This is a genomic window from uncultured Pluralibacter sp. (assembly GCF_913775985.1).
In the GTDB taxonomy this organism is placed as follows: domain Bacteria; phylum Pseudomonadota; class Gammaproteobacteria; order Enterobacterales; family Enterobacteriaceae; genus Pluralibacter.
In genome coordinates this window covers 98,029-123,748 of the sequence record NZ_CAJYMB010000032.1, presented here as the reverse complement: position 1 = coordinate 123,748, position 25,720 = coordinate 98,029, and the positions used below count along the sequence as shown (strand labels likewise).

Annotated in this window: 24 protein-coding genes; 16 read left to right on the top strand and 8 right to left on the bottom strand. The window is 56.0% G+C overall.

Translation table 11 applies throughout. The features are described 5' to 3' along the window. The first annotated feature begins 374 nt into the window (after nt 1-374). Together QZ766_RS04835 and mdtD are read left to right on the top strand one after the other, a co-directional pair. On the top strand, nt 375-1,079 hold the full coding sequence (locus QZ766_RS04835) for a FadR/GntR family transcriptional regulator (RefSeq protein WP_297198056.1): 705 nt from the start codon (nt 375-377) through the stop codon (nt 1,077-1,079). Beyond that, nucleotides 1,080-2,477: a multidrug transporter subunit MdtD gene (gene mdtD / locus QZ766_RS04830; protein ID WP_297198052.1), complete on the top strand. Its 1,398-nt coding sequence runs from the start codon at nt 1,080-1,082 to the stop codon at nt 2,475-2,477. Here the strand turns inward: mdtD and rbsR are convergent. The 7 genes from rbsR to kup all read right to left on the bottom strand — a co-directional run bounded on the left by rbsR (nt 2,474) and on the right by kup (nt 10,376). Then, nucleotides 2,474-3,466 (bottom strand): ribose operon transcriptional repressor RbsR, encoded by a 993-nt coding sequence (gene rbsR, locus QZ766_RS04825; RefSeq protein WP_297198049.1) that lies wholly within the window; start codon nt 3,464-3,466, stop codon nt 2,474-2,476. The two genes, mdtD and rbsR, sit on opposite strands and share 4 nt — an antisense overlap. Before the next feature lie 3 nt (nt 3,467-3,469). Further along, the gene (gene rbsK, locus QZ766_RS04820) at nt 3,470-4,399 is read right to left on the bottom strand and encodes a ribokinase (RefSeq protein WP_297198046.1); all 930 of its coding nucleotides are present in this window, start codon (nt 4,397-4,399) and stop codon (nt 3,470-3,472) included. 105 nt (nt 4,400-4,504) lie between these two features. Continuing rightward, the gene (gene rbsB / locus QZ766_RS04815; RefSeq protein WP_297198043.1) at nt 4,505-5,395 is read right to left on the bottom strand and encodes a ribose ABC transporter substrate-binding protein RbsB; all 891 of its coding nucleotides are present in this window, start codon (nt 5,393-5,395) and stop codon (nt 4,505-4,507) included. A 28-nt stretch (nt 5,396-5,423) separates the two neighbouring features. Further along, entirely contained in the window at nt 5,424-6,389 is a 966-nt protein-coding gene (rbsC, locus tag QZ766_RS04810; RefSeq protein ID WP_297198040.1) for a ribose ABC transporter permease, read from the bottom strand. Between the two features lie 5 nt (nt 6,390-6,394). After that, the gene (gene rbsA / locus QZ766_RS04805) at nt 6,395-7,900 is read right to left on the bottom strand and encodes a ribose ABC transporter ATP-binding protein RbsA (protein ID WP_297198037.1); all 1,506 of its coding nucleotides are present in this window, start codon (nt 7,898-7,900) and stop codon (nt 6,395-6,397) included. Between the two features lie 7 nt (nt 7,901-7,907). Next, nucleotides 7,908-8,327 (bottom strand): D-ribose pyranase, encoded by a 420-nt coding sequence (rbsD, locus tag QZ766_RS04800; protein WP_297198034.1) that lies wholly within the window; start codon nt 8,325-8,327, stop codon nt 7,908-7,910. Nucleotides 8,328-8,504: 177 nt separating this feature from the next. After that, nucleotides 8,505-10,376, bottom strand: coding sequence for a low affinity potassium transporter Kup (kup, locus tag QZ766_RS04795; protein ID WP_297198031.1), 1,872 nt, complete (start codon nt 10,374-10,376; stop codon nt 8,505-8,507). A gap of 219 nt (nt 10,377-10,595) precedes the next feature. On the opposite strand from kup, the gene ravA reads away from it, so the two are divergent. Together ravA and viaA are read left to right on the top strand one after the other, a co-directional pair. Further along, on the top strand, nt 10,596-12,092 hold the full coding sequence (gene ravA, locus QZ766_RS04790) for an ATPase RavA (RefSeq protein WP_297198029.1): 1,497 nt from the start codon (nt 10,596-10,598) through the stop codon (nt 12,090-12,092). Continuing rightward, on the top strand, nt 12,092-13,543 hold the full coding sequence (gene viaA / locus QZ766_RS04785) for an ATPase RavA stimulator ViaA (protein ID WP_297198027.1): 1,452 nt from the start codon (nt 12,092-12,094) through the stop codon (nt 13,541-13,543). The genes ravA and viaA overlap by 1 nt, the downstream gene beginning before the upstream one ends. Here viaA and asnA read toward each other — a convergent pair whose 3' ends face one another. Further along, complete coding sequence (asnA, locus tag QZ766_RS04780; RefSeq protein ID WP_297198024.1) at nt 13,544-14,536, bottom strand: aspartate--ammonia ligase; 993 nt, start codon at nt 14,534-14,536, stop codon at nt 13,544-13,546. Nucleotides 14,537-14,685: 149 nt separating this feature from the next. Between asnA and asnC the strand changes: the two genes are divergently transcribed. The 12 genes from asnC to atpD all read left to right on the top strand — a co-directional run bounded on the left by asnC (nt 14,686) and on the right by atpD (nt 25,711). Beyond that, nucleotides 14,686-15,144 carry a transcriptional regulator AsnC gene (gene asnC / locus QZ766_RS04775; RefSeq protein WP_045853727.1) on the top strand — a complete coding sequence of 153 codons (459 nt, stop codon included), beginning with the start codon at nt 14,686-14,688 and terminating at the stop codon, nt 15,142-15,144. Between the two features lie 89 nt (nt 15,145-15,233). Further along, on the top strand, nt 15,234-15,674 hold the full coding sequence (gene mioC, locus QZ766_RS04770; protein WP_297198016.1) for an FMN-binding protein MioC: 441 nt from the start codon (nt 15,234-15,236) through the stop codon (nt 15,672-15,674). 382 nt (nt 15,675-16,056) lie between these two features. Next, on the top strand, nt 16,057-17,946 hold the full coding sequence (gene mnmG, locus QZ766_RS04765; protein WP_297198012.1) for a tRNA uridine-5-carboxymethylaminomethyl(34) synthesis enzyme MnmG: 1,890 nt from the start codon (nt 16,057-16,059) through the stop codon (nt 17,944-17,946). Between the two features lie 101 nt (nt 17,947-18,047). Next, nucleotides 18,048-18,671, top strand: a complete 624-nt coding sequence (gene rsmG, locus QZ766_RS04760) for a 16S rRNA (guanine(527)-N(7))-methyltransferase RsmG (protein WP_297198009.1) — start codon at nt 18,048-18,050, stop codon at nt 18,669-18,671. A gap of 613 nt (nt 18,672-19,284) precedes the next feature. After that, nucleotides 19,285-19,665 carry a F0F1 ATP synthase subunit I gene (atpI, locus tag QZ766_RS04755; RefSeq protein ID WP_297198006.1) on the top strand — a complete coding sequence of 127 codons (381 nt, stop codon included), beginning with the start codon at nt 19,285-19,287 and terminating at the stop codon, nt 19,663-19,665. 7 nt (nt 19,666-19,672) lie between these two features. Next, nucleotides 19,673-20,491, top strand: coding sequence for a F0F1 ATP synthase subunit A (gene atpB, locus QZ766_RS04750; protein ID WP_297198003.1), 819 nt, complete (start codon nt 19,673-19,675; stop codon nt 20,489-20,491). A gap of 49 nt (nt 20,492-20,540) precedes the next feature. Then, nucleotides 20,541-20,780: a F0F1 ATP synthase subunit C gene (gene atpE, locus QZ766_RS04745; RefSeq protein WP_000429386.1), complete on the top strand. Its 240-nt coding sequence runs from the start codon at nt 20,541-20,543 to the stop codon at nt 20,778-20,780. Between the two features lie 35 nt (nt 20,781-20,815). Next, the gene (gene atpF, locus QZ766_RS04740) at nt 20,816-21,286 is read left to right on the top strand and encodes a F0F1 ATP synthase subunit B (protein WP_297197987.1); all 471 of its coding nucleotides are present in this window, start codon (nt 20,816-20,818) and stop codon (nt 21,284-21,286) included. A 14-nt stretch (nt 21,287-21,300) separates the two neighbouring features. Further along, entirely contained in the window at nt 21,301-21,834 is a 534-nt protein-coding gene (gene atpH / locus QZ766_RS04735; RefSeq protein ID WP_297197985.1) for a F0F1 ATP synthase subunit delta, read from the top strand. Between the two features lie 12 nt (nt 21,835-21,846). Beyond that, nucleotides 21,847-23,388: a F0F1 ATP synthase subunit alpha gene (gene atpA, locus QZ766_RS04730; protein WP_297197982.1), complete on the top strand. Its 1,542-nt coding sequence runs from the start codon at nt 21,847-21,849 to the stop codon at nt 23,386-23,388. 50 nt (nt 23,389-23,438) lie between these two features. Further along, entirely contained in the window at nt 23,439-24,302 is an 864-nt protein-coding gene (atpG, locus tag QZ766_RS04725; protein ID WP_297197979.1) for a F0F1 ATP synthase subunit gamma, read from the top strand. 26 nt (nt 24,303-24,328) lie between these two features. Next, nucleotides 24,329-25,711: a F0F1 ATP synthase subunit beta gene (atpD, locus tag QZ766_RS04720; RefSeq protein ID WP_297197976.1), complete on the top strand. Its 1,383-nt coding sequence runs from the start codon at nt 24,329-24,331 to the stop codon at nt 25,709-25,711. The last annotated feature ends 9 nt before the right edge of the window (nt 25,712-25,720 follow it).

Sequence of the window (25,720 nt, the reverse complement as noted above, 5' to 3'; positions counted from 1 at the left end):
AGTGCCCACACAGATTGTCTGATAAATTGTTAAAGAGCAGTGCGACGCGCTTTAGCGCTCTGTCGCGAGGTGGCGTATATTACGCTTTCCTCTTTCAGAGTCAAGCGTTTATTTTCGCTTTTCTCTGCCGGCGTTTCCGGAGAAACCCCGCTAACCCGGCGGCCTGTAAGCCGTTGTTCCGTGTCAGTGGTGGCGCATTATAGGGAGTTATCCGGAAGTGACAAGCATAAATTTGAATTATTTTACTGTTCGCACTATTTTTCATCGAAACCGCGGTAAAAGTGCCATTTTTTGCGCTAAATGCCGTTTTTGACACCGGTTTAGGTACCTGAATGGCATACTAGACAGGTAATGAGAAGACAGGAATCACACCTATGCCATTAAGTGCACAACAGTTGGCCGCGCAAAAAAACATCTCCTGGGTACTTGCTGAAAAGCTCGCACAGAAAATCCTGACCGGCGACTATCCGCCTGAAAGCATCCTTCCGGGAGAGATTGAGCTTGGCCAGCAGTTTGGCGTAAGCCGCACCGCCGTCCGCGAAGCAGTAAAAACCCTCACCGCAAAAGGTATGGTTTTGCCGCGACCGCGCATTGGCACCCGCGTCATGCCGAAAAGCAGCTGGAATTTTCTTGATAAGGAGCTGCTCTCCTGGTGGATGACGGAAAGTAACTTTAACGAAGTGGTCGATCATTTCCTTATCATGCGCAGCAGCCTCGAACCGCAGGCCTGCATGCTGGCTGCCGTTAATGGCAGCGTTGAGCAGAAAATCCGTCTTAATACGCTGATGGAAGAGATGATTTACCTGAAGACCCACTTCGATCGCCAGCGCTGGATTGATGTCGATATGGCCTGGCACGAGCACATCTATATGATGAGCGGCAATCCGTTTCTGACCTCTTTCGCCTCGCTCTTTAATTCGGTGTACCAGACCTACTTCTCTGCCATCACCAATAATGAGGTTATCAAACTCGATCTGCATCAGGCGATTGTTGATGCTATCCAGGCCAGCGACGCCAGGCGCGCCTCCGAGGCTAGCCTGGCCCTTTTGAATGCCCCTAACGCGCAGGCGACCGCATAGATGATAAAGAAAGCGCACAGTATGGCCGGACTGCCGTGGATAGCAGCAATGGCCTTCTTCATGCAGGCTCTCGATGCCACAATCTTAAACACCGCGCTCCCCGCCATCGCCCAAAGTCTTAACCACTCTCCTCTGGCGATGCAGTCGGCAATTATCAGCTATACCCTGACGGTGGCGATGCTTATTCCCGTGAGCGGCTGGCTGGCGGATCGCTTCGGCACCCGTCGGGTATTTATGACCGCCGTGAGCCTGTTTACGCTGGGCTCTCTGGCCTGTGCGCTTTCCTCTTCTCTGCCGGAGCTGGTGACATTCCGCATTATTCAGGGAATCGGCGGGGCGATGATGATGCCGGTCGCCCGCCTGGCGCTGCTGCGCGCCTATCCCCGCAGCGAACTGCTGCCGGTTCTCAATTTCGTAACCATGCCGGGACTGGTGGGGCCCATTCTGGGCCCGTTACTGGGCGGCGTGCTGGTTACCTGGGCCAGCTGGCACTGGATTTTCCTGATCAATATCCCAATAGGCATTATCGGCCTGCTGTACGCCCGCAAATATATGCCTAACTTCACCACGCCGCGGCGCAGCTTCGATATGACAGGTTTTTTGCTGTTCGGTCTGAGCCTCGTACTGTTTTCCAGCGGTATTGAGCTGTTTGGTGAAAAGATTGTTTCAACGTGGATAGCGCTCGGGGTGATTGTTTTCAGCCTGCTGCTGCTGCTGGCCTATATCCGCCATGCCCGCCGCCATCCAACGCCGCTGATTGCGCTGCCGCTGTTTAAAACGCGAACCTTTTCCGTGGGCATTGCCGGTAATCTGGCAACCCGCCTGGGCACCGGCTGCGTACCGTTTCTGATGCCGCTGATGCTGCAGGTGGGATTTGGCTATCCGGCGCTGATTGCCGGCTGCATGATGGCACCCACCGCCGTCGGATCCATCATCGCAAAATCGACCGTCACCCAGGTGCTGCGCTGGTTCGGCTATCGCCGGACGCTGGTCGGCATCACCGTGATTATCGGCCTGATGATTGCCCAGTTTTCACTGCAGTCGCCAACAATGCCGGTGTGGATGCTGATCCTGCCCCTGTTCCTGCTGGGAATGGCAATGTCCACGCAGTTTACGTCGATGAATACGATTACCCTTGCCGATCTGACGGATGAAACTGCCAGCAGCGGCAACAGCATGCTGGCAGTCACTCAGCAGCTATCAATAAGTCTTGGAGTTGCGGTGAGCGCCGCAGTGCTGCGTTTCTATGAAGGGTTCGACAGCACCAACACCATCGAGCAGTTCCACTACACCTTTATAACGATGGGTGGAATAACTATCGTGTCGGCGCTGATGTTTATGCTGCTGAAGAATAAAGACGGCCGCAACATGATCAAGGAGCGGCACAAAAAGCGCTAAGCCGAGCCGCGAACAATTAATTCAGGCGTCAGCTGTACCCGCTGCTGGGCCTGAGCAGGATTGGCCATGCGGTGTATCAGCACGTCAATGGCCAGCTCTCCCAGCTCATCTTTTGGCTGATGAACAGTGGTTAACGGCGGCGTCATGTAGCGCGCCAGTTCGATGTCGTCATAACCCACAACCGCGATATCCTGCGGAACCCGCAGGCCCGCCTGGTATAGCGCCTGATAGACGCCTACCGCCATCGCATCGTTACCGACAAAAACCGCCTGCGGCAGCGCGGGCAGCGCCAGCAGCGCCAGCATCGCCTTCAGCCCGCCGCTGAACTCAAAATCGCTGGTGATGATAAAACCGTCTTCCACCGCAATACCCGCCCGCGCCATCGCCAGCTGGTAGCCCTCCAGCCGCAGCCGGGAAGGAGTTTTATCCAGCGGCCCGGCGATGCAGGCAATCCGCCGGTAGCCTTTATCAATCAGGTATTGGGTAGCCATATCACCGCCGAGCAGGGAGTTATCCTGAATCAGGTCGCTGTCGCCGTCGAAAGGCGCCCAGTCCATCATCACCGTCGGAATAGAGGGGTAGCGCTGCATTATTTGCTGCGACGGCTGGTGCGTTTCGGTACACAGCAGCAGCAGACCGTCGACGCGCTTTTGCATCAGGGTTTCGAGATTGCGGTTCATCCGCTGCTCGTCCCCTTCGGTATTACACAACACCAGACTGTATCCGCGCTCGAAGCAGCTGCGCTCCACGCCGCGCACCAGCTCCGAATAAAACGGATTGGTACTGGCAGTGATCAGCATGCCGATAGTGTGGGTCTGATTCAGCTTAAGGCTGCGCGCCAGCGCGGAGGGTGCATAGTTAAGGCTTTTAATGGCCTCATCCACCTTGAGCGTGATCGCTTCGCTGACAAAGCGGTCTTTATTGATAACGTGAGAAACCGTTGAGGTGGAAACGCCCGCCAGGCGGGCAACATCCTTCATGGTAGCCAAGTATTACCCCTGCTGATGGAGAAAGTCGTCAATCTCTTTGCGCCAGGGGACGGAAGGCTGCGCGCCTTTGCGGGTAACGGCAATCGCCGCCGCCGCGTGGGCAAAGCGGATCGCCTCCGGCAGGGTTTTCTCTTCCAGCAGCGCCGTCATCAGCGCGCCGTTGAACGTGTCACCTGCAGCAATAGTATCAACGGCCTGAACGCGAAAGCCCGGCACACGCTGGCCTTTACCGCTCTGGCTGGCCCACACGCCGCGGCTGCCGAGGGTGATAATTACCGTCGCAATACCTTTGTCATGCAGCGCCTGCGCCGCTTTTGCCGCATCGTCGTCGCTTTCAATACGGATCCCGGTCAGCTTTTCGGCTTCCGTTTCGTTAGGCGTAATAATGTCCACCAGCGCCAGCAGTTCATCAGAGAGCTCCCTGGCCGGCGCCGGGTTCAGCGCAACGGTGGTGTTATTTTGATGCGCGATTTTTGCCGCTGCCAGCACGCTCTCAAGGGGCGATTCCAGCTGCATCAGCAGGGCGCTGGCCTCCGCGATACGTGCGGCCTGCGCCTCCACCAGCTCAATCGAGAGCGCGGCGTTAGCCCCGGCGTGAATACCGATAACATTCTCCCCTTCGTCATTCACGAATATCAGCGCAACGCCGGTGGATTCCCCGGCAATCTCGCTGACCGGCACAATATCAATATTGTCGCTCGCCAGCTGCTTACGCACGCGCTCGCCGGTATCGTCATCGCCGGTACAGGCGATAAAGGCGATATTCGCGCCGCTGCGCCCGGCGGCGACCGCCTGGTTCGCGCCTTTGCCGCCGAAAGCCACCTGATACTGGCTGCCGGTGACGGTTTCACCCGGACGCGGGAAATTTTCAAGGTTGAGAATGTGATCGGCATTGATGCTGCCAAGGACGACGAGTTTTCCTGCGGTTTTCATGTCTTAAAGTCCGATAAAGGGCGCCACCGGGATCCCGGTGGCGCGTGCCACACTTTTCTTTTACGTTGTCCCCTCAGGCTCTTTCCGGCCTGAATCGGCGATGACTTATTGCTTGATGACCAGCTTCAGGTCAACAGGATATTTGGCCTGAACCTTCTCACCTTTCAGCAGCTTGTCAGCCACTTCGACGCCCTGAACGCCGATTTGCGCCGGCAGCTGTGCAACAGTCGCTGCCAGTTTGCCATCATTTACTGCCTTTTCGCCATCCGGCGTGCCGTCAAAACCGACAACCATCACGTCAGATTTACCGGCAGTCTGCAGCGCGCGCAGGGCGCCGAGCGCCATTTCGTCGTTCTGGGCGAATACGGCCTGCACGTCCGGATGCGCGGTCAGCAGGTTCTGCATGACGTTCAGGCCCTTAGTGCGGTCAAAGTCCGCCGGCTGGCTGGCGAGGACGTTAAATTTATGCGCGGCCACTGCCTGCTGGAAGCCTTCGCCGCGCTCGCGGGCGGCGGAAGTCCCGGCAATACCCTGCAGCTCAATCACTTTCGCGCTCTCGCCCACTTTTTTGGCGATGTAGTCACCGGCGATTTTGCCGCCCAGTACGTTATCAGACGCGATATGGCTCACCACGTCGCCTTTGGACGCCTGGCGATCGAGGGTGATCACCGGGATTTTTGCCTGGTTCGCCATCTTAACGGCGTTACCCACCGCATCCGAATCGGTTGGGTTAATCAGCATCACTTTCGCACCGCGTACGGTCAGATCCTGAACGTTGGCCAGCTCTTTCGCCGGGTTATTCTGGGAATCCAGCACCACCAGGTTGTAGCCCAGTTTGTCGGCCTCTTTCTGCGCGCCGTCTTTCAGGGAAACAAAGAACGGGTTATTGAGGGTGGAAACTACCAGCGCAATAGTGTCTTTCGCCATCGCGTTGGCGCTTACGGTCGCGCTAAGCGCCACGGCAGAAATCAGGGTAGCCAGTTTTTTCATGTTCATATCTGAGAGGTCCTGTTTGGGTCAGTTATTACTGTTTTTTGTTGTCTACCAGCACCGCCAGCAGTATGACTACCGCCTTAACGATCATCTGGTAGTAGGAAGAAACACCTAACAAATTCAAACCATTATTAAGGAAACCGAGAATTAATGCGCCGATCAGCGTCCCAACAATGCGACCTTTACCGCCCGCAAGGCTGGTGCCGCCGAGCACCACTGCGGCGATAGCGTCCAGCTCGTAGCCGGTGCCGGCCGTTGGCTGGGCAGAGGAGAGGCGGGCAACTTCAATAATTCCCGCCAGAGAGGCCAGCAGCCCGCACAGCGAGTAGACGATAATCTTCACTTTATCGACGCTGATGCCCGACAGGCGGGTAGCGGCTTCATTGCCGCCCAGCGCGTAGATGTAGCGGCCCAGGCGAGTGTGGTGCAGCATGTACCACGCCGCGAGGAACACAATGCCCATAATCCATACCGGCGTCGGGATGCCCAGCGGGCGGCCGATGCCAAACCAGCCAAACACGTCCGCGTTATCGGTAAAACCGGTGCTCATCGGACTGCCGTTGGTGTACACCATCGTCACCCCGCGCAGCAGCAGCATCATCACCAGCGTGGCGATGAACGCCTGTACCCGGCCTTTGGCGACGATAACACCGGTGACGGCACCAATCGCGGCGCCCAGCGCCAGGGCTGCAGCAACCGCCACCAGAGCGTTGACCTCAAATCCTACGATTGATGCAGCGACCGCGCCGGTCAGCGCTAGCAGCGAACCGACGGACAGGTCGATCCCCGATGTCAGAATAACCAGCGTCATGCCTACCGCCATAATGGCGTTAACGGAGGTCTGCTGCAGGATGTTGAACAGGTTGTTAACCGTGAAAAAGTTCGGGCTGAGCGTCGACACGATGGCGATCAGCACCAGCAGCGCAATCAGCGATTTTTGCTCCATCAGCCACGCTTTGGTGAAGTAGCGGCGCCCGGAAACGGCCTGGGTAGTCATCTTTGTTACTCCTGATTCACACGATTAAGCTTGCCCACAGCGGCAGCCATCAATACTTCCTGAGTGGCCTGCTCGCGCGTGAATTCCCCGCCGAGATGCCCTTCGTGCATCACCATGATGCGATCGCTCATGCCCAGCACTTCCGGCATCTCGGAGGAGACGAGGATAATGCTCAGGCCGTCGGCTTTAAATTTGTTGATAAGCTGGTAAATCTCTTTTTTAGCGCCCACGTCCACGCCGCGGGTCGGTTCGTCGAGGATCAGCACTTTAGGCCGGGTCATCAGCCCGCGGGCAATGGCCACTTTCTGCTGATTGCCGCCGGACAGCAGGCCGATTGCCTGCTCCATTGAAGGCGTCTTAACATTGAACAGACGAATAAAATCGCTGACCGCCAGCGCTTCTTCTTTATGCTTTACGCTACCGCCGGTGCGGCTGAAGTAGCGCAGCGCGGTGAGGGACATGTTCTCTTTCACCGACATGCCGAGCACCAGCCCGTCGCGCTTGCGGTCTTCGGAGATGTAGACGATGCCGTTCGCCAGGCCGTCCTGCGGGGTTTTCGCAACCACTTCCCGCCCGTCAAGCGTGACGTAACCGCTGCTGCGCGGCAGCGCGCCGTACAGCACCTTCATTAACTCGGTTCGCCCGGCGCCCATCAGCCCGGCGACGCCGAGGATTTCCCCTTTACGCAAGGTAAAGCTGACGTTTTCCACGCCCGGCCCGCAGAGATTGTCCACTTTCAGCAGGACATCACCCGGCGCTTTGTCGAGATGCGGATACTGATCTTCAAGCTTGCGCCCGACCATCATCTCAATCAGCGAATCTTCGGTGAGCGAGGAGACTTCGCGCTCCGCGATAAACTGCCCGTCGCGAAAAACCGTCACATCATCGCAGATTTCAAAAATCTCTTTCATACGGTGCGAGATATAAACGATGCCGCGCCCCTGGGCTTTCAGCTCGCGGATCACCCGAAACAGGGATTCAGTTTCAGTGTCGGTCAAGGCGTCCGTTGGCTCATCCATGATGATGACCTTCGACTCAAAGCTCAGCACCTTGGCAATTTCAACCATCTGCTGGTCGCCAATCGACAAATCCCCCACCAGCCTGTCGCTCTTAAAGCGCAGATTCAGTCTGGCCAGCAGCTTGTCGGACTCGGCGTACATGGTTTTCCAGTCGATTTTGCCGAAGCGGTTGACGAATTCGCGGCCGAGGAAGATGTTTTCGGCAATGGTGAGCTGCGGGATCAGGTTCAGCTCCTGGTGGATAATGCCGATCCCGGCTTCCTGGGAGGATTTAGGGCCGTTGAAGACGGTTTCCTCCCCCAGCCAGCGCAGCGAACCGGCATCTTTCTGGTAGATACCGGTCAGCACTTTCATCATCGTCGATTTACCGGCGCCGTTTTCGCCCACCAGCGCCATCACGCGCCCGGCATAGACGTTCAGAGAAGCGCCGGAGAGCGCCTTTACGCCCGGGAACGCTTTGTCGATGCCTTTGAGTTGAAGTAATGCGTCCATGATGGCCTCAGAAGGTGACGCCAGCACAGAGAATGATATTCGCAAACGCAGAGCACTCTCCGCTGCGAACTATTGCCTGACTGTCGGCGGTTTGCTGTTTGAACTGTTCGTGAGTGGTGTAATGAACCGCAATGGTATTTCCCTGGCGCTGCTGCAACGCTTCCAGATGTTTCAGCACCGCTGCGTGAAGCTGCGGATTATGCATTTCGATTTCCGCCGCGAGGATCGCCGATTCCACCTGCATTTCCGCCGTAACAACTTCCAGCACCTGCATAAAGGAGGGAACCCCCTGTGTCAGCGCCATATCAATACGCTGGGTATCGCGCGGGATCGGCAGACCGGCATCGCACACGACCAGCGTATCGGTATGCCCGAGGCGGGAGATAACCGAGGAAATATCAGCGTTAAGAACCGTACCTTTTTTCATATTCTGCTCCACTAGCGAAACGTTTCGCTTGCGCAGATTATGGCTAACGGCGATGAGAAAACCACCCCGGAATTGCGGAATTGTGATCGCACTCGAAACGTTTCGCTCGCGCGCGACATCAGGGGCTGAAGCGGTGGGAAAACGGCCGGACAGCGGAGCGCCGTCCGGCGAAGCGGGTTAAATCTCGACCTGGGTGCCCAGCTCGATAACCCGGTTTGGCGGGATCTCAAACTGATCCGGCGCGCGCAGGGCGTTGCGCTGCAGCAGCAGGTACAGCTTGCCGCGCAGGCGCAGATACCACGGCCGGCCCTCGCCGATGATCAGGGATTCGTGCGACATGAAAAAGGAGGTCTCCATCATCCGGCAGCTCAGCCCTTCCAGCCCGCAGCGGTGGAAAATCTCCTCCACGTTCGGCGTTTCGCGCCAGCCGTAGCTGGCCACCACCCGCCAGAATGACGGCGACAGCTGCTCGATTTGCACCCGGCGCACGTTATGGACATAAGGCGCGTCTTCGGTTCGCAGGGTCAGCAGGATCACCCGCTCATGCAGCACCTTGTTGTGCTTGAGGTTGTGCAGCATGGCGAACGGGATCACGTTCAGGGCGCGGGACAGGAAAACGGCGGTGCCCGGCACGCGCACCGGCGGCGATTTCTCCAGCGAAGCGATCATCGCCTCCAGAGAGTTGCCGTGCTCGTGCAGCCGGCGCAGCAGGCGGAAGCGCTCGCTTTTCCAGGTGGTCATTATCATAAACATCACCAGCCCCAGGCTCAGCGGCAGCCAGCCGCCGGAGAGCAGCTTATCGAGGTTGGCGGAGAACAGCGGCACGTCGATGCACAGGAACGCCAGCATCAGCAGCCCGACCAGGTATTTATTCCAGTGCCAGTTCTTGCGCGCGACGGTGGAGAACAGAATAGTGGTCAGCACCATGGTGCCGGTTACCGCGATACCGTAGGCCGCCGCCAGATTGCTGGAGTGTTCGAAGCTGACAATCACAATCACTACCGCCACGTACAGCAGCCAGTTAATGAAAGGAATGTAGATCTGCCCGGACTCCATTTCGGAGGTGTGGATAATGCGCATCGGCGACAGATAGCCCAGGCGGACGGCCTGACGCGTCAGGGAGAAGACGCCGGAGATAACCGCCTGGGAGGCGATAACCGTGGCCAGCGCCGCCAGAATCAGCAGCGGGATCAGCGCCCAGTCCGGCGCCAGCAGGAAGAAGGGGTTTTTAATCGCTTCCGGATGCTTGAGCAGCAGCGCGCCCTGGCCGAAGTAGTTCAGCACCAGCGACGGCAGCACTACGCAAAACCACGCCACGCGGATAGGCAGCTTGCCGAAGTGGCCCATGTCCGCATACAGCGCCTCAACCCCGGTGATTGAAAGCACAACCGCGCCCAGCGCCACGAAGGAGACGGTTTTATACTCCATAAAGAAGTGTATCGCCCAGTAAGGATTTAGCGCCTGTAACACGATTGGGTTGTCGATAATGCTGCGCACGCCGAGTCCGGCCAGCAGCACAAACCAGATAAGCATAATTGGGGCAAACAGCTTGCCGACCATGCCGGTCCCGTGCTTTTGAATGGCAAACAGCAGCGTCAGGACGACAATGGAGATCGGTACTATCCAGGTATCCAGCTGTGGCGCGACTATCTCAAGACCTTCAATCGCCGACATCACCGAAATCGCCGGGGTGATGACCACCTCGCCGTAGAAGAAGCTACCGCCAATGAGCCCGAGGATCACCAGAAACGACGTGGCCCGAGCCGAGGTGTTGCGGCCCGCCAGCGACATCAGCGTCAGGATCCCGCCTTCGCCGGCGTTGTCTGCCCGCATAACGAAGGTAATGTACTTCAGTGAAACGGTGAAAATTAACAGCCAAAGAATAAGAGAGAGGAAGCCAAAAACCGCATCCTGCTCAACGCCGAAGCCAAACTGGCCTGACAGGCACTCGCGGAGCGTATACAGCGGGCTGGTGCCAATATCACCATACACCACGCCTATTGCCGCCAGCGTAACTGCCGGTAATGATTGCTTATTATCAGTGCTCATAGACTCGTCTTTCATTTAATAAGACAAATGTGACCCTGATCCCTGGACCCACGAAAAGCGCACAGTATGCACGATTCATCACTAAATCGTACTCTAAAATGAGCCCACATTAACCTTGCTCAAAGAAAGCAGTATCACCGATCGCTCTGTTATCCACCAATAGCAAACGGCTATAATCCGTTGAAAGCTGGATAGATAGAGAAAGGACATCACTCAATTATGGCCCAACCGCACTTATTAGCAGAAAGAATTTCCCGCCTCAGCAGCGCGCTGGAAAAGGGGCTTTTTGAGCGTAGCCACGCGATTCGCCTGTGCCTGCTGGCGGCCCTTAGCGGAGAAAGCGTCTTTCTGCTCGGTCCGCCGGGCATCGCGAAAAGCCTGATTGCCCGCCGCCTGAAATTCGCCTTCCGCAGCGCCCGCGCCTTTGAATATTTGATGACGCGCTTCTCCACGCCGGAAGAGGTGTTTGGCCCGCTGTCCATTCAGGCCCTTAAAGATGAAGGCCGCTACGAGCGGCTTACAGACGGCTATTTACCCGAGGCCGAGATTGTTTTTCTGGATGAGATCTGGAAAGCCGGCCCGGCGATTCTTAATACGCTACTAACCGCGATTAACGAACGCAGCTTCCGCAACGGCGCCAGCGAGGAAAAAATCCCGATGCGCCTGCTGGTGGCCGCGTCCAACGAGCTGCCGGAGTCGGACAGCAGCCTCGAAGCGCTGTATGACCGCCTGCTGATCCGCCTGTGGCTCGATAAGGTGCAGGAAAAAGCCAATTTCCGCTCGCTGCTGGCCAGCCAGCAGGACGAAAACGCGAATCCGGTGGCGGAAAGCCTGCAGGTTACCGATCAAGAGTTCAGCCAGTGGCAGACCGCCATCAACAATATCGCGCTGCCCGACAGCGTGTTTGAGCTGATCTACCAGCTGCGCCAGCAGCTCGACGCGCTGCCTGATGCGCCCTATGTATCGGATCGCCGCTGGAAAAAGGCGGTGCGCCTGCTCCAGGCCTGCGCCTTCTTTAGCGGCCGGGAAACGATCGCCCCTATCGATCTTATTCTGCTGAAAGACTGCCTGTGGCACGATGCTAAGAGCATGAATCTTCTACAGAACCAGCTAGAATTATTGATGACCGGTCATGCATGGCAGCAGCAGGCCATGTTGACCAAACTCGGCGCGATAACCCAGCACCGCCTGCAGCTCCAGCAGCAGCAGAGCGATAAAACCGCGCTAAAGGTAACCCGCGCGGGCAGCATGTTTAGCCGCAGGCCGCACTATCAGCTGCCTGACGAGGTGCAGGAGCCGGTGTTGACCCTGCTTTTGCAGCAGCCGCTGAAGCTGCACGATATGAACGTCGTCCACGTTACGCTTGAACGCCCGGCGCTGGTCCAGTGGCTGGAAAAAGGCGGCGAGATCCGCGGCAAGCTCAACGGTATTGGCTTCGCGCAAGTGTTGAATATGGAAGTCGATCAGAGCCTGCACCTGGTGGTGCGCGACGTCAGTTTGCAGGGATCGCGCCTGGCGCTGCCGGGATCCGCATCGCCGGAAAATATGCCGGCGGAAGTCAGGCAGCAGCTTGATGCCCTGCTTGAGGAGTGGCATCAGCAGCACAACCGCTTTAGCGAGCAGCAGAAGTGCCTGTTTATTCAAAACGACTGGCTGGGGCGGATTGAAGCCAGCCTGCAGGATGTCGGCAGCCAGATTAAGCAGGCGCGTCAGTAATGCTCAGCCTGGACACGCTGAACGTCATGCTGGCCGTCAGCGAAGACGGGCTTATTGAAGAAACCATCCTCGCACTGCTGGCTTCTCCGCAGCTGGCAGCGTTCTTCAAAAAATTTCCGCGCCTCAAAAATGCGCTGGCAGAAGATCTTCCCCGCTGGCGGCAAACCATCAAGAGCCGCTTCAAAGAGACGCTGGTGCCGCAGGAGCTCAGCGATGAGATCGCCTGTTTCCAGCAAAGCCTGCCGCTTTCCACCTCTCAGTTTACGATCCAGCTCCCGCAGATCCTTGAACTCCTGAAGCGTGTTCACTCCCCTTTTGCGGGTCAGGCGCAGCAGCTGGTCAGCGGCAATCCGCGCTTCACGCCAGCGCTGCATACGCTGTTCCTGCAGCGCTGGCGCCTGAGCCTGGTGGTGCAGGCCACCAGCCTTAACCAGCAGCTGCTGGACGACGAGCGCGAGCAGCTGCTGAGCGAAGTGCAGGAGCGGATGACCCTCAGCGGGCAGCTGGAGCCGCTGCTGGTGGATAACGATACCGCCGCCGGCAGGTTGTGGGACATGAGCGAAGGCCAGCTCAAGCGCGGCGACTGGCGGCTTATCGTCAAATACGGCGATTTCCTCAGCGACCAGCCGGAGCTGCTGCAGCTGGCGAAGCAGCTTGGCCGCTCCCGGGAGGCGAAATCGGTCCCCAAAAAAGATTCACCGATGGAGACTTTTCGCACTCTGGTGCGCGAGCCCTCCAGCGTGCCGGAGCAGGTGGACGGCCTGCAGCAGAGCGACGATATTCTGCGCCTGCTGCCGCCGGAGTTGGCCACGCTCGGCATCAGCGAGCTGGAGTATGAATTTTACCGGCGGCTGGTGGAAAAGCAGCTCCTGACCTATCGCCTGCACGGCGACGCCTGGCGGGAGAAGGTCAGCGAGCGGCCGGTGGTCCATCAGGACGTCGACGAACAGCCCCGCGGGCCGTTTGTGGTCTGCGTGGACACCTCCGGTTCGATGGGCGGCTTTAACGAGCAGTGCGCAAAAGCATTTTGCCTGGCGCTGATGCGGGTGGCGCTGGCGGATAATCGCCGCTGCTTTATTATGCTGTTCTCCAGCGAGGTGGTGAGCTACGAGCTGACCGGCTCGCTCGGTCTTGAGCAGGCGATCCGCTTTCTGAGCCAGCGCTTTCGCGGCGGCACCGACATGGCGCGCTGCTTTCGTGCAGTAATAGAAAAGCTGCAGGAGCCCGCCTGGGCCGATGCAGACGCGGTAGTTATTTCAGATTTTATTGCCCAGCGGCTGCCGGATGAGGTGGTCAATAGCGTTGCGGAACTGCAGCACCGGCACCAGCACCGCTTTCACGCGGTGGCGATGTCGAAGCACGGTAAACCCGGGATCATGCGCATCTTCGATCACGTATGGCGCTTTGATACCGGGCTGCGCAGCAGGCTGCTGCGCCGCTGGAAGCGTTAATCAGAGCAGCTCGCCTACGCTCTCTCTTACCTGCTTTGGCCACACGCCGCACTGAACCTGACCGATATGCGGCAGCTGCAGCAGCAGCATGGTCAGGCGCGACTGGCCGATACCGCCGCCGATGGTCTGCGGCATTTCCCCTCTCAGCAGTGCCTGGTGCCACTCCAGCGCCATACGGTCTTCATCACCGGTTAACGCCAGCTGGCGCTTCAGGGTCTGCGCATCCACGCGAATGCCCATTGATGAGAGTTCGGTGGCATCTTCCAGCGTCGGGTTCCACACCAGAATGTCACCGTTCAGTCCCGCCAGCCCGGCTTCGCCTTGTGTGCTCCAGTCATCGTAGTCCGGGGCGCGAACGTCGTGGCGCTTACCGTCAGACAGCGCGCCGCCGATGCCAATCAGGAAAACTGCGCCCAGCTCTTTGGCAATAGCGCGCTCGCGGCCTTTGGCATCAAGTCCCGGATAGCGGCTCAGCAGCGTTTCGCTATGCACAAAATGAATTTTTTCCGGCAGGAAGGGAACAAGGCCAAACGCTTCGCTCACGGCGGCTTCGGTGGCTTTGATCCCGGCATAAATAGCTTCTACGGTGGCTTTTAGCGTGCCGGTATGGCGTTCGCCGTCGCCCATAACCCGCTCCCAGTCCCACTGATCCACGTATACAGAATGAATGGGGGAGAGTCTGTCTTCATCGGGGCGAAGGGCCTTCATGTGCGTGTACAGCCCTTCGCCCGCGCTGAAGTCGTGCTGGCCCAGCGTCTGACGCTTCCACTTCGCAAGGGAGTGAACCACTTCGAAGCTGGCATCAGGCAGGGCTTTCACTTTCACCTGCACCGCTTTCTCGCAGCCAGACAGGTTGTCCTGAGTGCCGTCGCCCACGCGGCTTAAGATCGGCGCCTGCACTTCAATGAGTCCAAGTCTGTCTTCGAGCTCGCGGGAGAAATGGGATTTCACGAAACTGATCTGGCGTTGTTTTGCAATATAAGCGGTTTTCATGGTGTTACTCCTCTGTCCTGTGCAAATGATTAAGCAACAGAATTGCAGTGGAATTCAATAATCAACAACTAAAAAGGCCATGTGACTTTCAAATAATTAAAATAACGCGCTAATATTGGATGATTGATTAATTAACATAAGAAAAAGCTATGGAAAATTATCAGATCGACAATCTGGACCGCGGCATCCTTGAGGCGTTAATGGCCAATGCGCGCACGGCCTACGCCGAACTGGCAAAACAGTTTGGCGTCAGTCCCGGCACGATCCACGTGCGGGTAGAGAAAATGAAGCAGGCCGGCATTATCACTGGCGCGCGCATTGACGTAAATCCGAAGCAGCTCGGCTACGACGTATGCTGCTTTATCGGCATTATTCTCAAGAGCGCTAAAGATTATCCCTCCGCGCTGGCCAGGCTTGAGAGTCTCGATGAGGTGACCGAGGCGTACTACACCACCGGGCACTACAGTATCTTTATAAAGGTGATGTGCCGGTCGATCGACGCTCTGCAGCAGGTACTTATCAACAAGATCCAAACAATCGATGAAATTCAGTCCACTGAGACGCTGATCTCCCTGCAGAACCCGATCATGCGCACTATTCGTCCCTGATCCGCCTTTTTAATCCCACAGCTTTCCACAGGTAGATCCCAGCTCATACACAGCGTACAATGCCACCTCGGCAAAATGGGGTGGTATTCATGGCAGACATTACACTGATCAGCGGCAGCACGCTCGGCGGCGCTGAATACGTGGCGGAACATCTGGCGGAGAAGCTGGAAGACGCGGGTTTTTCAACCGATACGCAGCATGGTCCTCTGCTGGAAGATCTCACGCTATCTGGTATCTGGCTGTTGGTAAGCTCTACCCACGGCGCTGGCGATATACCCGATAACCTCCTGCCTTTATATGAAGAGCTGCAGGCCCAGTCACCGGATCTTTCCGCAGTGCGGTTTGGCTCTGTCGGTATCGGCAGCCGCGAATACGACACCTTTTGTGGCGCTATCGATAAGTTAGACGAGGCGCTCGTCGCCTGCGGGGCTAAACAGATCGGTGAAACCCTCAAGATCAACGTGCTCGAACACGAAATTCCGGAGGATCCGGCAGAGGTTTGGCTGGGATCCTGGAAGAATTTGCTCTGAGAATTGTAAAGATCGTCTCTTTTTCTGTGGATAACTCTGGTTAAAAGCTTGGATCAACCGGTAGTTATCCAAAGTATAAGGGCTGGTTAGTTTTTGAGTTGTGCATAACCCCGCATTCTGACCCCAGCTTATACGCCCCGGGATCACCGATCATTCACAGCTAACGATCCTGCCTAAACACATGATCCTTAAAGCCGGATCTTACTTATCCACAAGAGAAGCCGATCCTAATAAGAGATCACAGTAAAAGAGATCTCTTTAAAAGATCTTCTTTTTAATTAAGCAGGATCCCGGGTGCTTCCTCCCTCGACTAAAGTTGAGTAGAATCCACGGCCCGGGCTTCAAACCCTCTTTCAAACCGCTTTAGGCGAGGCAGATCACCATGTTTTATCAGGATCCTTTTGACGTCATCATCATTGGCGGGGGTCATGCAGGCACCGAGGCCGCGATGGCCGCGGCGCGTATGGGTCAACAGACCCTGCTGTTAACCCACAATATCGACACTCTGGGGCAGATGAGCTGCAACCCGGCGATCGGCGGTATCGGGAAGGGACACCTGGTAAAAGAAGTGGACGCACTCGGCGGACTGATGGCAGCGGCAATTGACCAGGCAGGCATCCAGTTTAGGATACTAAACGCCAGCAAAGGGCCGGCCGTTCGCGCTACCCGCGCCCAGGCAGATCGGGTGCTCTATCGCCAGGCGGTACGCACCGCGCTGGAGAACCAGCCAAACCTGATGATCTTCCAGCAGGCGGTTGAAGATCTGATCGTCGAAAACGATCGCGTGGTAGGCGCCGTTACTCAGATGGGCCTTAAATTCCGCGCTAAAGCGGTTGTGCTCACCGTAGGCACCTTCCTCGATGGCAAAATCCATATCGGGCTGGATAACTACAGCGGCGGCCGGGCGGGCGATCCGCCGTCCATTTCGCTGTCGCACCGCCTGCGCGAGCTGCCGCTGCGCGTTAACCGCCTGAAAACCGGCACGCCGCCGCGCATTGATGCCCGCACCATTGATTTTAGCGTACTGGCCCAGCAGCACGGCGATACGCCTGTACCGGTCTTTTCGTTCATGGGCAACGCGGCTCAGCATCCGCGCCAGGTACCGTGCTACATCACGTACACCAATGAAAAAACCCATGACGTGATCCGTAACAACCTCGACCGTAGCCCAATGTATGCCGGCGTGATTGAAGGTATCGGCCCGCGCTACTGCCCGTCGATCGAAGACAAGGTGATGCGTTTTGCCGACAGAAACCAGCACCAGATTTTCCTCGAGCCAGAAGGCCTGACGTCCAATGAAGTCTATCCGAACGGCATCTCCACCAGCCTGCCGTTCGACGTGCAGATGCAGATCGTCCGCTCGATGCAGGGGATGGAAAACGCGAAGATCGTTCGCCCTGGTTACGCCATCGAGTATGACTTCTTCGATCCGCGCGATCTGAAGCCGACGCTGGAGAGTAAGTTTATTCAGGGCCTGTTCTTCGCAGGTCAGATTAACGGCACCACCGGTTACGAAGAGGCTGCGGCACAGGGTCTGCTGGCCGGTCTTAACGCCGCGCGTTTCTCGGCGGAAAAAGAGGGCTGGGCACCTGCACGTTCTGAAGCCTACCTTGGCGTGCTGGTGGACGACCTGTGTACTCTCGGCACGAAAGAGCCGTACCGCATGTTTACCTCCCGCGCCGAATACCGCCTGATGCTGCGCGAAGACAACGCCGACCTGCGCCTGACGGCGCAGGGCCGCGAGCTTGGCCTGGTGGACGACGCGCGCTGGGCGCGTTTCAACGAGAAGCTGGAAAGCATCGAGCAGGAGCGCCAGCGTCTGAAAACCAGCTGGGTTGCCCCTGCGCATCAGGCTGCAGCCGAAGTGAATACTCACCTGACTGCGCCGCTTTCCCGCGAAGCCAGCGGTGAAGATCTGCTTCGCCGCCCGGAAATGACCTACGCGCAGCTGGTGCAGCTGTCGCCGTTCGCCCCAGGCCTTGCAGATCCTCAGGCTGCCGAGCAGGTTGAGATCCAGGTGAAGTACGAAGGCTACATTGCCCGTCAGCAGGATGAAATCGAAAAGCAGCAGCGCAATGAAAATACGCTACTGCCGGCGACCCTCGACTATCGCCAGGTCAGCGGCCTCTCTAACGAGGTGATTGCCAAGCTGAACGATCACAAACCATCGTCTATAGGCCAGGCCTCGCGGATTTCCGGCGTTACGCCGGCCGCTATCTCAATTTTGCTGGTATGGCTTAAGAAACAGGGTATGCTGCGCCGCAGCGCCTGATTCTTTAACGCAGTGCGCCGGTTTTGTTCCGGCGCGCCGCGTGTTTTACAGTGCAGGAAGGCATTAGCTTTCTGCAAATACGCTTTTTAACAGGTAATAACGTGCTCAATAAACTCGCTCGTCTGCTTGCTGAGGCAGGCATTTCGCTGACCGATCGCCAGCAGAAGCAGCTGGTGGCCTACGTCGAACTGCTCAATAAATGGAATAAAGCCTATAACCTGACGTCCGTGCGGGATCCGAACGAGATGCTGGTGCGCCATATTCTCGACAGCATTGTTGTTGCTCCGCACCTTGCAGGTCAGCGCTTTATTGACGTGGGTACCGGCCCCGGTCTGCCGGGCATTCCGCTGGCTATCGTTTTGCCCGAGGCGCAATTTACGCTGCTCGACAGTCTCGGCAAGCGGGTACGCTTCCTGCGCCAGGTGCAGCACGAGTTGAAACTGGAAAACGTCACGCCGGTGCAGAGCAGGGTAGAGGAGTTTAGCGCAGAGCCGCCGTTTGATGGCGTTATCAGCCGCGCCTTTGCCTCATTGACGGATATGGTGACCTGGTGCCACCATCTGCCCGCAAAGACCGGACGCTTCTATGCCCTGAAAGGGATGCTGCCAGAAGATGAAATTGCGCAGCTGCCGGCCGGTTTCTCCGTAGAAAACATTATCAAACTACAGGTTCCGCAGTTGGATGGTGAACGTCATCTGGTCACGATTGAAGCTGATGAAATTTAATTTTTATCAAAAAATGTGAAGTTTAAATGTACAGGTGAGTGTTAAAAACGGGCAAAAAAGGCAGAGACAGACCGCGCGGCATTCAACGAGGGTGATACCTAATTTTAGCTTTCTGTTAACCTGCCGCCTTTTACTTAGCATGAAAATAGTCAACTATGAAAATATCATCCAACTAAAAATACCCGACTAAACTACCTGGATATGTTAAATGTTGGCTATAAATGTCAAATAAAGGTTTTCATCGTGTATGCACTCATTTTGAGAAGCTTTGCGCTTAATTGTTAAATAATTCATGCATATAGTTTGAGAAAGATTCTTAAGTGCTAAATTTCAGAAATGGCAAAAATGTTTTATTTGTGATCTTTATCACGCTTTAAGCCGCGTATTTTCGCGATGTTTGCACTTTTGCATGAAGGCTCGCCGTTTTCTTAAAATTGGGAAAATGGGGGTAACGAAAAATATTTAAACATTTATTCACCTTTTGGCTACTTATTGTTTGAATTCGCGGGGCGCGCCCGTATAATTTGTCCGCTTTTTGATGCTTGACTCCGGGCCTTAAAGAACGTTTTATACGACACGCGGCATACCTCGAAGTGAGCAGGAGTTATACAAAATGACAGTGTCGCTGTTGAGTAGAAATGTCGCTCGTAAGCTACTGTTCATTCAGCTTCTGGCAGTAACGGTAAGTGGACTGCTGTTTTGCTTCAAAGACCCTTTCTGGGGCGTCTCCGCGGTGAGCGGAGGTCTGGCAGTGATTCTGCCTAATGCATTGTTTATGATATTTGCCTGGCGTCATCAGGTGCATACACCCGCTCAAGGCCGCGTGGCCTGGTCTTTCGCCCTCGGTGAAGTCCTCAAGGTGTTGCTGACCTTTGCCTTACTTGCGATGGCGCTGGCTGTTTTGAAAGTGGTATTTCTGCCGCTGATAGTGACATGGGTTTTGGTGCTGGTGGTACAAGTTCTGGCGCCAGCTGTAATTAACAACAAAGGGTAAAGGCATCATGTCTGCAGGAGAAATCTCGACACCGCAGGAGTACATAGGCCACCATCTGAAGAACCTTCAGATTGACCTGCGTACCTTCTCGCTGGTGGATCCGCACCATCCCCCGGCCACCTTCTGGACGCTCAATATTGACTCCATGTTCTTTTCGGTGGTTCTGGGTCTGCTGTTTCTTGCCATGTTCCGCAGCGTTGCGAAAAAAGCGACCAGCGGCGTTCCGGGCAAGTTTCAGACAGCCATAGAGATGGTCATCGGCTTCGTTCATGGCAGCGTCAAAGACATGTACCACGGCAAAAGCAAGGTGATTGCACCGCTGGCGCTGACCGTGTTTGTCTGGGTATTCCTGATGAACCTGATGGACCTGCTGCCTATCGACCTGCTTCCGTGGGTTGGCGAACACATTTTTGGCCTGCCGGCCCTGCGCGTGGTGCCGTCTGCGGACGTGAATATCACCCTGTCGATGGCGCTCGGCGTGTTTATCCTGATTATTTTCTACAGCATCAAAATGAAAGGCGTTGGCGGCTTTGTTAAAGAGCTTACCCTGCAGCCGTTCAATCACTGGGCGTTCATTCCTGTTAACCTTATCCTGGAAGGCGTTAGCCTGCTGTCCAAGCCGGTATCTCTCGGCCTGCGACTGTTCGGCAACATGTATGCCGGTGAGCTGATTTTCATTCTGATCGCGGGTCTTCTGCCGTGGTGGTCACAGTGGCTTCTGAATGTGCCTTGGGCCATTTTCCACATCCTGATTATCACGCTGCAAGCCTTTATCTTCATGGTTCTGACGATCGTCTATCTGTCGATGGCGTCTGAAGAGCACTGATTCTTTACCAACACTACTACGTTTTTACTGAAACAAACTGGAGACTGTCATGGAAAACCTGAATATGGATCTGCTGTACATGGCTGCCGCTGTGATGATGGGTCTGGCGGCAATCGGTGCTGCGATCGGTATCGGCATCCTCGGGGGTAAATTCCTGGAAGGCGCAGCGCGCCAGCCGGATCTGATCCCTCTGCTGCGTACTCAGTTCTTTATCGTTATGGGTCTGGTGGATGCTATCCCGATGATCGCTGTAGGTCTGGGTCTGTACGTGATGTTTGCTGTCGCGTAGTAAGTTAGTCGTAACTTTTTAAGAGGTATTGTGCTGTGAACATGAACGCAACAATCCTCGGCCAGGCCATCGCGTTTGTTCTCTTTGTCTGGTTCTGCATGAAGTACGTATGGCCGCCGTTAATCGCTGCCATCGAAAAGCGTCAGAAAGAAATTGCTGATGGCCTGTCTTCTGCAGAACGCGCTAAGAAAGATTTGGACCTTGCACAGGCCAACGCGACTGACCAGCTGAAAAAAGCCAAAGCGGAAGCCCAGGTGATCATTGAGCAGGCGAACAAACGCCGCGCTCAGATCGTGGACGAAGCGAAGGTTGAAGCAGAACAGGAACGTAGCAAAATCGTTGCCCAGGCGCAGGCTGAGATTGACGCCGAGCGTAAACGCGCTCGCGAAGAACTTCGCAAGCAGGTCGCGATTCTGGCTGTTGCTGGTGCCGAGAAGATCATCGAACGTTCCGTGGATGAAGCTGCTAACAGCGACATCGTGGATAAACTTGTCGCTGAACTGTAAGGAGGGAGGGGCTGATGTCTGAATTTGTAACGGTAGCTCGCCCCTACGCCAAAGCAGCTTTTGACTTTGCGGTCGAACACCAGAGCGTAGACAACTGGCAGAACATGCTGGGGTTTGCCGCCGAGGTAACGAAGAACGAACAAATGGCAGATTTGCTTTCTGGCGCCCTGGCGCCGGAAACGCTCGCGGATGCTTTTATCGCAATCTGCGGCGATCAGCTCGATAGCCATGCCCAGAATCTGATTCGGGTTATGGCTGAGAATGGTCGTCTGATCACCCTCCCGGATGTTCTTGAGCAGTTCGTGCAATTGCGCGCGCTAAGTGAAGCAACGGTGGATGTCGAAGTCACCTCCGCTGCTGCACTGAGTGATGAACAGCTCGCGAAAATTACCGCCGCGATGGAAAAACGTCTGTCACGCAAAGTGAAGCTGAATTGCAATATCGATAAGTCTGTAATGGCAGGCCTCATCATCCGAGCGGGTGATACGGTCATTGATGGTAGCGTACGCGGCCGTCTTGAACGCCTTGCAGACGTCTTGCAGTCTTAAGGGGACTGGAGCATGCAACTGAATTCCACCGAAATCAGCGAACTGATCAAGCAGCGCATTGCTCAGTTCAATGTTGTGAGCGAGGCTCACAACGAAGGTACTATCGTTTCCGTCAGTGACGGTGTTATCCGTATCCACGGTCTTGCTGACTGTATGCAGGGTGAAATGATCTCCCTGCCGGGTAACCGTTACGCTATCGCATTGAACCTGGAGCGCGACTCCGTAGGTGCCGTTGTTATGGGCCCTTACGCTGACCTCGCCGAAGGCATGAAAGTCAAATGCACCGGTCGTATCCTTGAAGTACCGGTAGGCCGTGGCCTGCTGGGCCGCGTATTGAACACCCTGGGTTCGCCAATCGACGGTAAAGGTCCGGTTGAGCACGACGGCTTCTCGCCGATCGAAGTTATCGCCCCGGGCGTAATCGATCGTCAGTCAGTCGATCAGCCGGTTCAGACAGGTTATAAATCTGTCGATGCCATGATCCCAATCGGCCGCGGCCAGCGTGAGCTGATCATCGGCGACCGCCAGACCGGTAAAACCGCGATGGCTATCGATGCGATCATCAACCAGCGCGATTCCGGCATCAAATGCGTTTACGTCGCTATCGGCCAGAAAGCCTCTACCATTGCTAACGTGGTACGTAAGCTGGAAGAGCACGGCGCGCTGTCCAACACTATCGTTGTTGTGGCAACCGCTTCTGAGTCCGCAGCGCTGCAGTATCTGGCACCGTATGCCGGCTGCGCGATGGGCGAATACTTCCGCGACCGCGGTGAAGATGCGCTGATTGTTTATGATGACCTGTCCAAGCAGGCCGTTGCTTATCGTCAGGTGTCCCTGCTGCTCCGCCGTCCGCCAGGACGTGAAGCATTCCCGGGCGACGTGTTCTACCTCCACTCCCGTCTGCTGGAACGCGCATCCCGCGTTAATGCGGAATACGTTGAGAACTTCACTAAAGGTGAAGTGAAAGGTAAAACCGGTTCCCTGACTGCGCTGCCGATCATCGAAACCCAGGCCGGCGACGTTTCTGCGTTCGTTCCGACTAACGTAATCTCGATTACCGACGGTCAGATCTTCCTGGAAACCAACCTGTTTAACTCCGGTATTCGTCCGGCAGTTAACCCGGGTATCTCCGTATCCCGCGTGGGTGGTGCTGCACAGACCAAGATCATCAAGAAACTGTCCGGTGGTATTCGTACCGCGCTGGCGCAGTATCGTGAGCTTGCAGCCTTCTCCCAGTTTGCATCCGATCTTGACGATGCAACCCGCAAACAGCTCGATCACGGTGTGAAAGTGACCGAACTCCTGAAGCAGAAACAGTATGCGCCGATGTCCGTTGCGCAGCAGGGTCTGGTTCTGTTTGCGGCAGAACGTGGCTATCTGGCCGATGTAGAACTGGCAAAAATCGGCAGCTTTGAAGCCGCTCTGCTGGCTTACGTTGACCGTGACCACGCTCCGCTGATGCAAGAGATCAACCAGTCCGGTGGCTATAACGACGAAATCGAAGGCAAGCTGAAAGGCATCCTCGATTCCTTCAAAGCAACCCAATCCTGGTAACGTCTGGCGGCTTGCCTTAGGGCAGGCCGCAAGGCATTGAGGAGAAGCTCATGGCCGGCGCAAAAGAGATACGTAGTAAGATCGCAAGCGTCCAGAACACGCAGAAGATCACTAAAGCGATGGAGATGGTCGCCGCTTCCAAAATGCGTAAATCGCAGGATCGCATGGCAGCCAGCCGTCCTTATGCAGATACCATGCGCAAAGTGATTGGTCACCTTGCTACCGGTAATCTGGAATATAAGCACCCTTACCTGGAAGAACGCGACGTTAAGCGCGTGGGCTACCTGGTAGTGTCCACTGACCGTGGGCTGTGCGGTGGCTTGAACATCAACCTGTTCAAAAAGCTGCTTGCGGATATGAAAGCATGGTCCGATAAAGGCGTTCAGAGCGACCTCGCGATGATCGGCTCAAAAGGCGTGTCTTTCTTTAATTCCGTTGGTGGTAACGTGGTTGCTCAGGTAACCGGCATGGGAGATAAACCTTCCCTGTCCGAACTGATTGGCCCGGTAAAAGTGATGTTGCAGGCCTACGACGAAGGCCGTCTTGACAGACTTTACGTGGTCAGCAACAAATTTATTAACACCATGTCTCAGGCTCCAACCATCACTCAGCTGCTGCCGCTGCCGGCATCAGAAGATGAGGATCTGAAGCGTAAGTCCTGGGACTACCTGTACGAACCCGATCCGAAAGCGCTGCTGGACACGTTACTGCGTCGTTATGTCGAATCACAGGTTTATCAGGGCGTAGTAGAAAACCTGGCCAGCGAGCAGGCCGCGCGTATGGTGGCGATGAAAGCCGCGACCGATAATGGCGGCAGCCTGATTAAAGAGCTGCAGTTGGTATACAACAAAGCTCGTCAGGCCAGCATTACTCAGGAACTCACCGAAATCGTCGGTGGTGCATCCGCGGTATAACCAGGTTAATTCGTAGAGGATTCAAGATGGCTACTGGAAAAATTGTCCAGGTAATCGGCGCCGTGGTTGACGTCGAATTCCCTCAGGATGCCGTACCGCGCGTGTACGATGCTCTTGAGGTACAAAATGGTAACGAGAGCCTGGTGCTGGAAGTTCAGCAGCAGCTCGGCGGTGGTATCGTACGTACTATCGCAATGGGTTCCTCCGACGGTTTGCGTCGCGGTCTGGAAGTAAAAGACCTCGAGCACCCGATCGAAGTCCCGGTAGGTAAAGCAACTCTCGGCCGTATCATGAACGTGCTGGGACAGCCGATCGATATGAAAGGCGATATCGGCGAAGAAGAGCGCTGGGCGATTCACCGCGCTGCGCCGTCCTATGAAGACCTGTCCAGTTCTCAGGAACTGCTGGAAACCGGTATCAAAGTAATGGACCTGATTTGCCCGTTCGCTAAGGGCGGTAAAGTCGGTCTGTTCGGTGGTGCGGGCGTAGGTAAAACCGTAAACATGATGGAGCTTATCCGTAACATCGCGATTGAGCACTCCGGCTACTCCGTATTTGCGGGCGTCGGCGAGCGTACTCGTGAGGGTAACGACTTCTATCATGAAATGACCGACTCCAACGTACTGGATAAAGTATCCCTGGTGTACGGCCAGATGAACGAGCCGCCGGGAAACCGTCTGCGCGTTGCGCTGACCGGCCTGACTATGGCTGAGAAATTCCGTGATGAAGGTCGTGACGTTCTGCTGTTCGTCGATAACATCTACCGTTATACCCTGGCCGGTACAGAAGTATCTGCACTGCTGGGCCGTATGCCTTCTGCGGTAGGTTATCAGCCGACGCTGGCGGAAGAGATGGGCGTTCTGCAGGAACGTATCACCTCCACCAAAACCGGTTCTATCACCTCCGTTCAGGCGGTATACGTACCTGCGGATGACCTTACTGACCCGTCTCCGGCAACCACCTTTGCGCACCTTGATGCAACCGTGGTACTGAGCCGTCAGATCGCCTCTCTGGGTATCTACCCGGCCGTTGACCCGCTGGATTCCACCAGCCGTCAGCTGGATCCGCTGGTGGTTGGCCAGGAGCACTATGATGTTGCTCGCGGCGTGCAGTCTATTCTGCAGCGCTACCAGGAGCTGAAAGACATCATCGCGATTCTGGGTATGGACGAACTGTCTGAAGAAGACAAACTGGTGGTAGCCCGCGCGCGTAAAATTCAGCGCTTCCTGTCCCAGCCGTTCTTCGTTGCAGAAGTGTTTACCGGTGCGCCAGGTAAATTCGTATCGCTGAAAGAAACCATCCGCGGCTTTAAAGGCATCATGGACGGTGAATACGATCACCTGCCGGAGCAGGCGTTCTACATGGTTGGCACCATCGACGAAGCCGTTGAGAAAGCCAAAAAACTTTAACGCCTTAAT

What these genes read in the sequence shown, in the direction of transcription:
- atpI (WP_297198006.1), top strand. Translation starts at nt 19,285, where the DNA reads ATGACAGTGTCGCTGTTGAGTAGAAATGTCGCTCGTAAGCTACTGTTC.
- atpH (WP_297197985.1), top strand. Translation starts at nt 21,301, where the DNA reads ATGTCTGAATTTGTAACGGTAGCTCGCCCCTACGCCAAAGCAGCTTTT.
- mioC (WP_297198016.1), top strand. Translation starts at nt 15,234, where the DNA reads ATGGCAGACATTACACTGATCAGCGGCAGCACGCTCGGCGGCGCTGAA.
- asnC (WP_045853727.1), top strand. Translation starts at nt 14,686, where the DNA reads ATGGAAAATTATCAGATCGACAATCTGGACCGCGGCATCCTTGAGGCG.
- mnmG (WP_297198012.1), top strand. Translation starts at nt 16,057, where the DNA reads ATGTTTTATCAGGATCCTTTTGACGTCATCATCATTGGCGGGGGTCAT.
- viaA (WP_297198027.1), top strand. Translation starts at nt 12,092, where the DNA reads ATGCTCAGCCTGGACACGCTGAACGTCATGCTGGCCGTCAGCGAAGAC.
- rbsD (WP_297198034.1), bottom strand. Translation starts at nt 8,327, where the DNA reads ATGAAAAAAGGTACGGTTCTTAACGCTGATATTTCCTCGGTTATCTCC.
- atpB (WP_297198003.1), top strand. Translation starts at nt 19,673, where the DNA reads ATGTCTGCAGGAGAAATCTCGACACCGCAGGAGTACATAGGCCACCAT.
- kup (WP_297198031.1), bottom strand. Translation starts at nt 10,376, where the DNA reads ATGAGCACTGATAATAAGCAATCATTACCGGCAGTTACGCTGGCGGCA.
- atpD (WP_297197976.1), top strand. Translation starts at nt 24,329, where the DNA reads ATGGCTACTGGAAAAATTGTCCAGGTAATCGGCGCCGTGGTTGACGTC.
- QZ766_RS04835 (WP_297198056.1), top strand. Translation starts at nt 375, where the DNA reads ATGCCATTAAGTGCACAACAGTTGGCCGCGCAAAAAAACATCTCCTGG.
- atpG (WP_297197979.1), top strand. Translation starts at nt 23,439, where the DNA reads ATGGCCGGCGCAAAAGAGATACGTAGTAAGATCGCAAGCGTCCAGAAC.
- rbsA (WP_297198037.1), bottom strand. Translation starts at nt 7,900, where the DNA reads ATGGACGCATTACTTCAACTCAAAGGCATCGACAAAGCGTTCCCGGGC.
- atpA (WP_297197982.1), top strand. Translation starts at nt 21,847, where the DNA reads ATGCAACTGAATTCCACCGAAATCAGCGAACTGATCAAGCAGCGCATT.
- rbsC (WP_297198040.1), bottom strand. Translation starts at nt 6,389, where the DNA reads ATGACTACCCAGGCCGTTTCCGGGCGCCGCTACTTCACCAAAGCGTGG.
- atpE (WP_000429386.1), top strand. Translation starts at nt 20,541, where the DNA reads ATGGAAAACCTGAATATGGATCTGCTGTACATGGCTGCCGCTGTGATG.
- asnA (WP_297198024.1), bottom strand. Translation starts at nt 14,536, where the DNA reads ATGAAAACCGCTTATATTGCAAAACAACGCCAGATCAGTTTCGTGAAA.
- rbsK (WP_297198046.1), bottom strand. Translation starts at nt 4,399, where the DNA reads ATGAAAACCGCAGGAAAACTCGTCGTCCTTGGCAGCATCAATGCCGAT.
- rbsB (WP_297198043.1), bottom strand. Translation starts at nt 5,395, where the DNA reads ATGAACATGAAAAAACTGGCTACCCTGATTTCTGCCGTGGCGCTTAGC.
- ravA (WP_297198029.1), top strand. Translation starts at nt 10,596, where the DNA reads ATGGCCCAACCGCACTTATTAGCAGAAAGAATTTCCCGCCTCAGCAGC.
- mdtD (WP_297198052.1), top strand. Translation starts at nt 1,080, where the DNA reads ATGATAAAGAAAGCGCACAGTATGGCCGGACTGCCGTGGATAGCAGCA.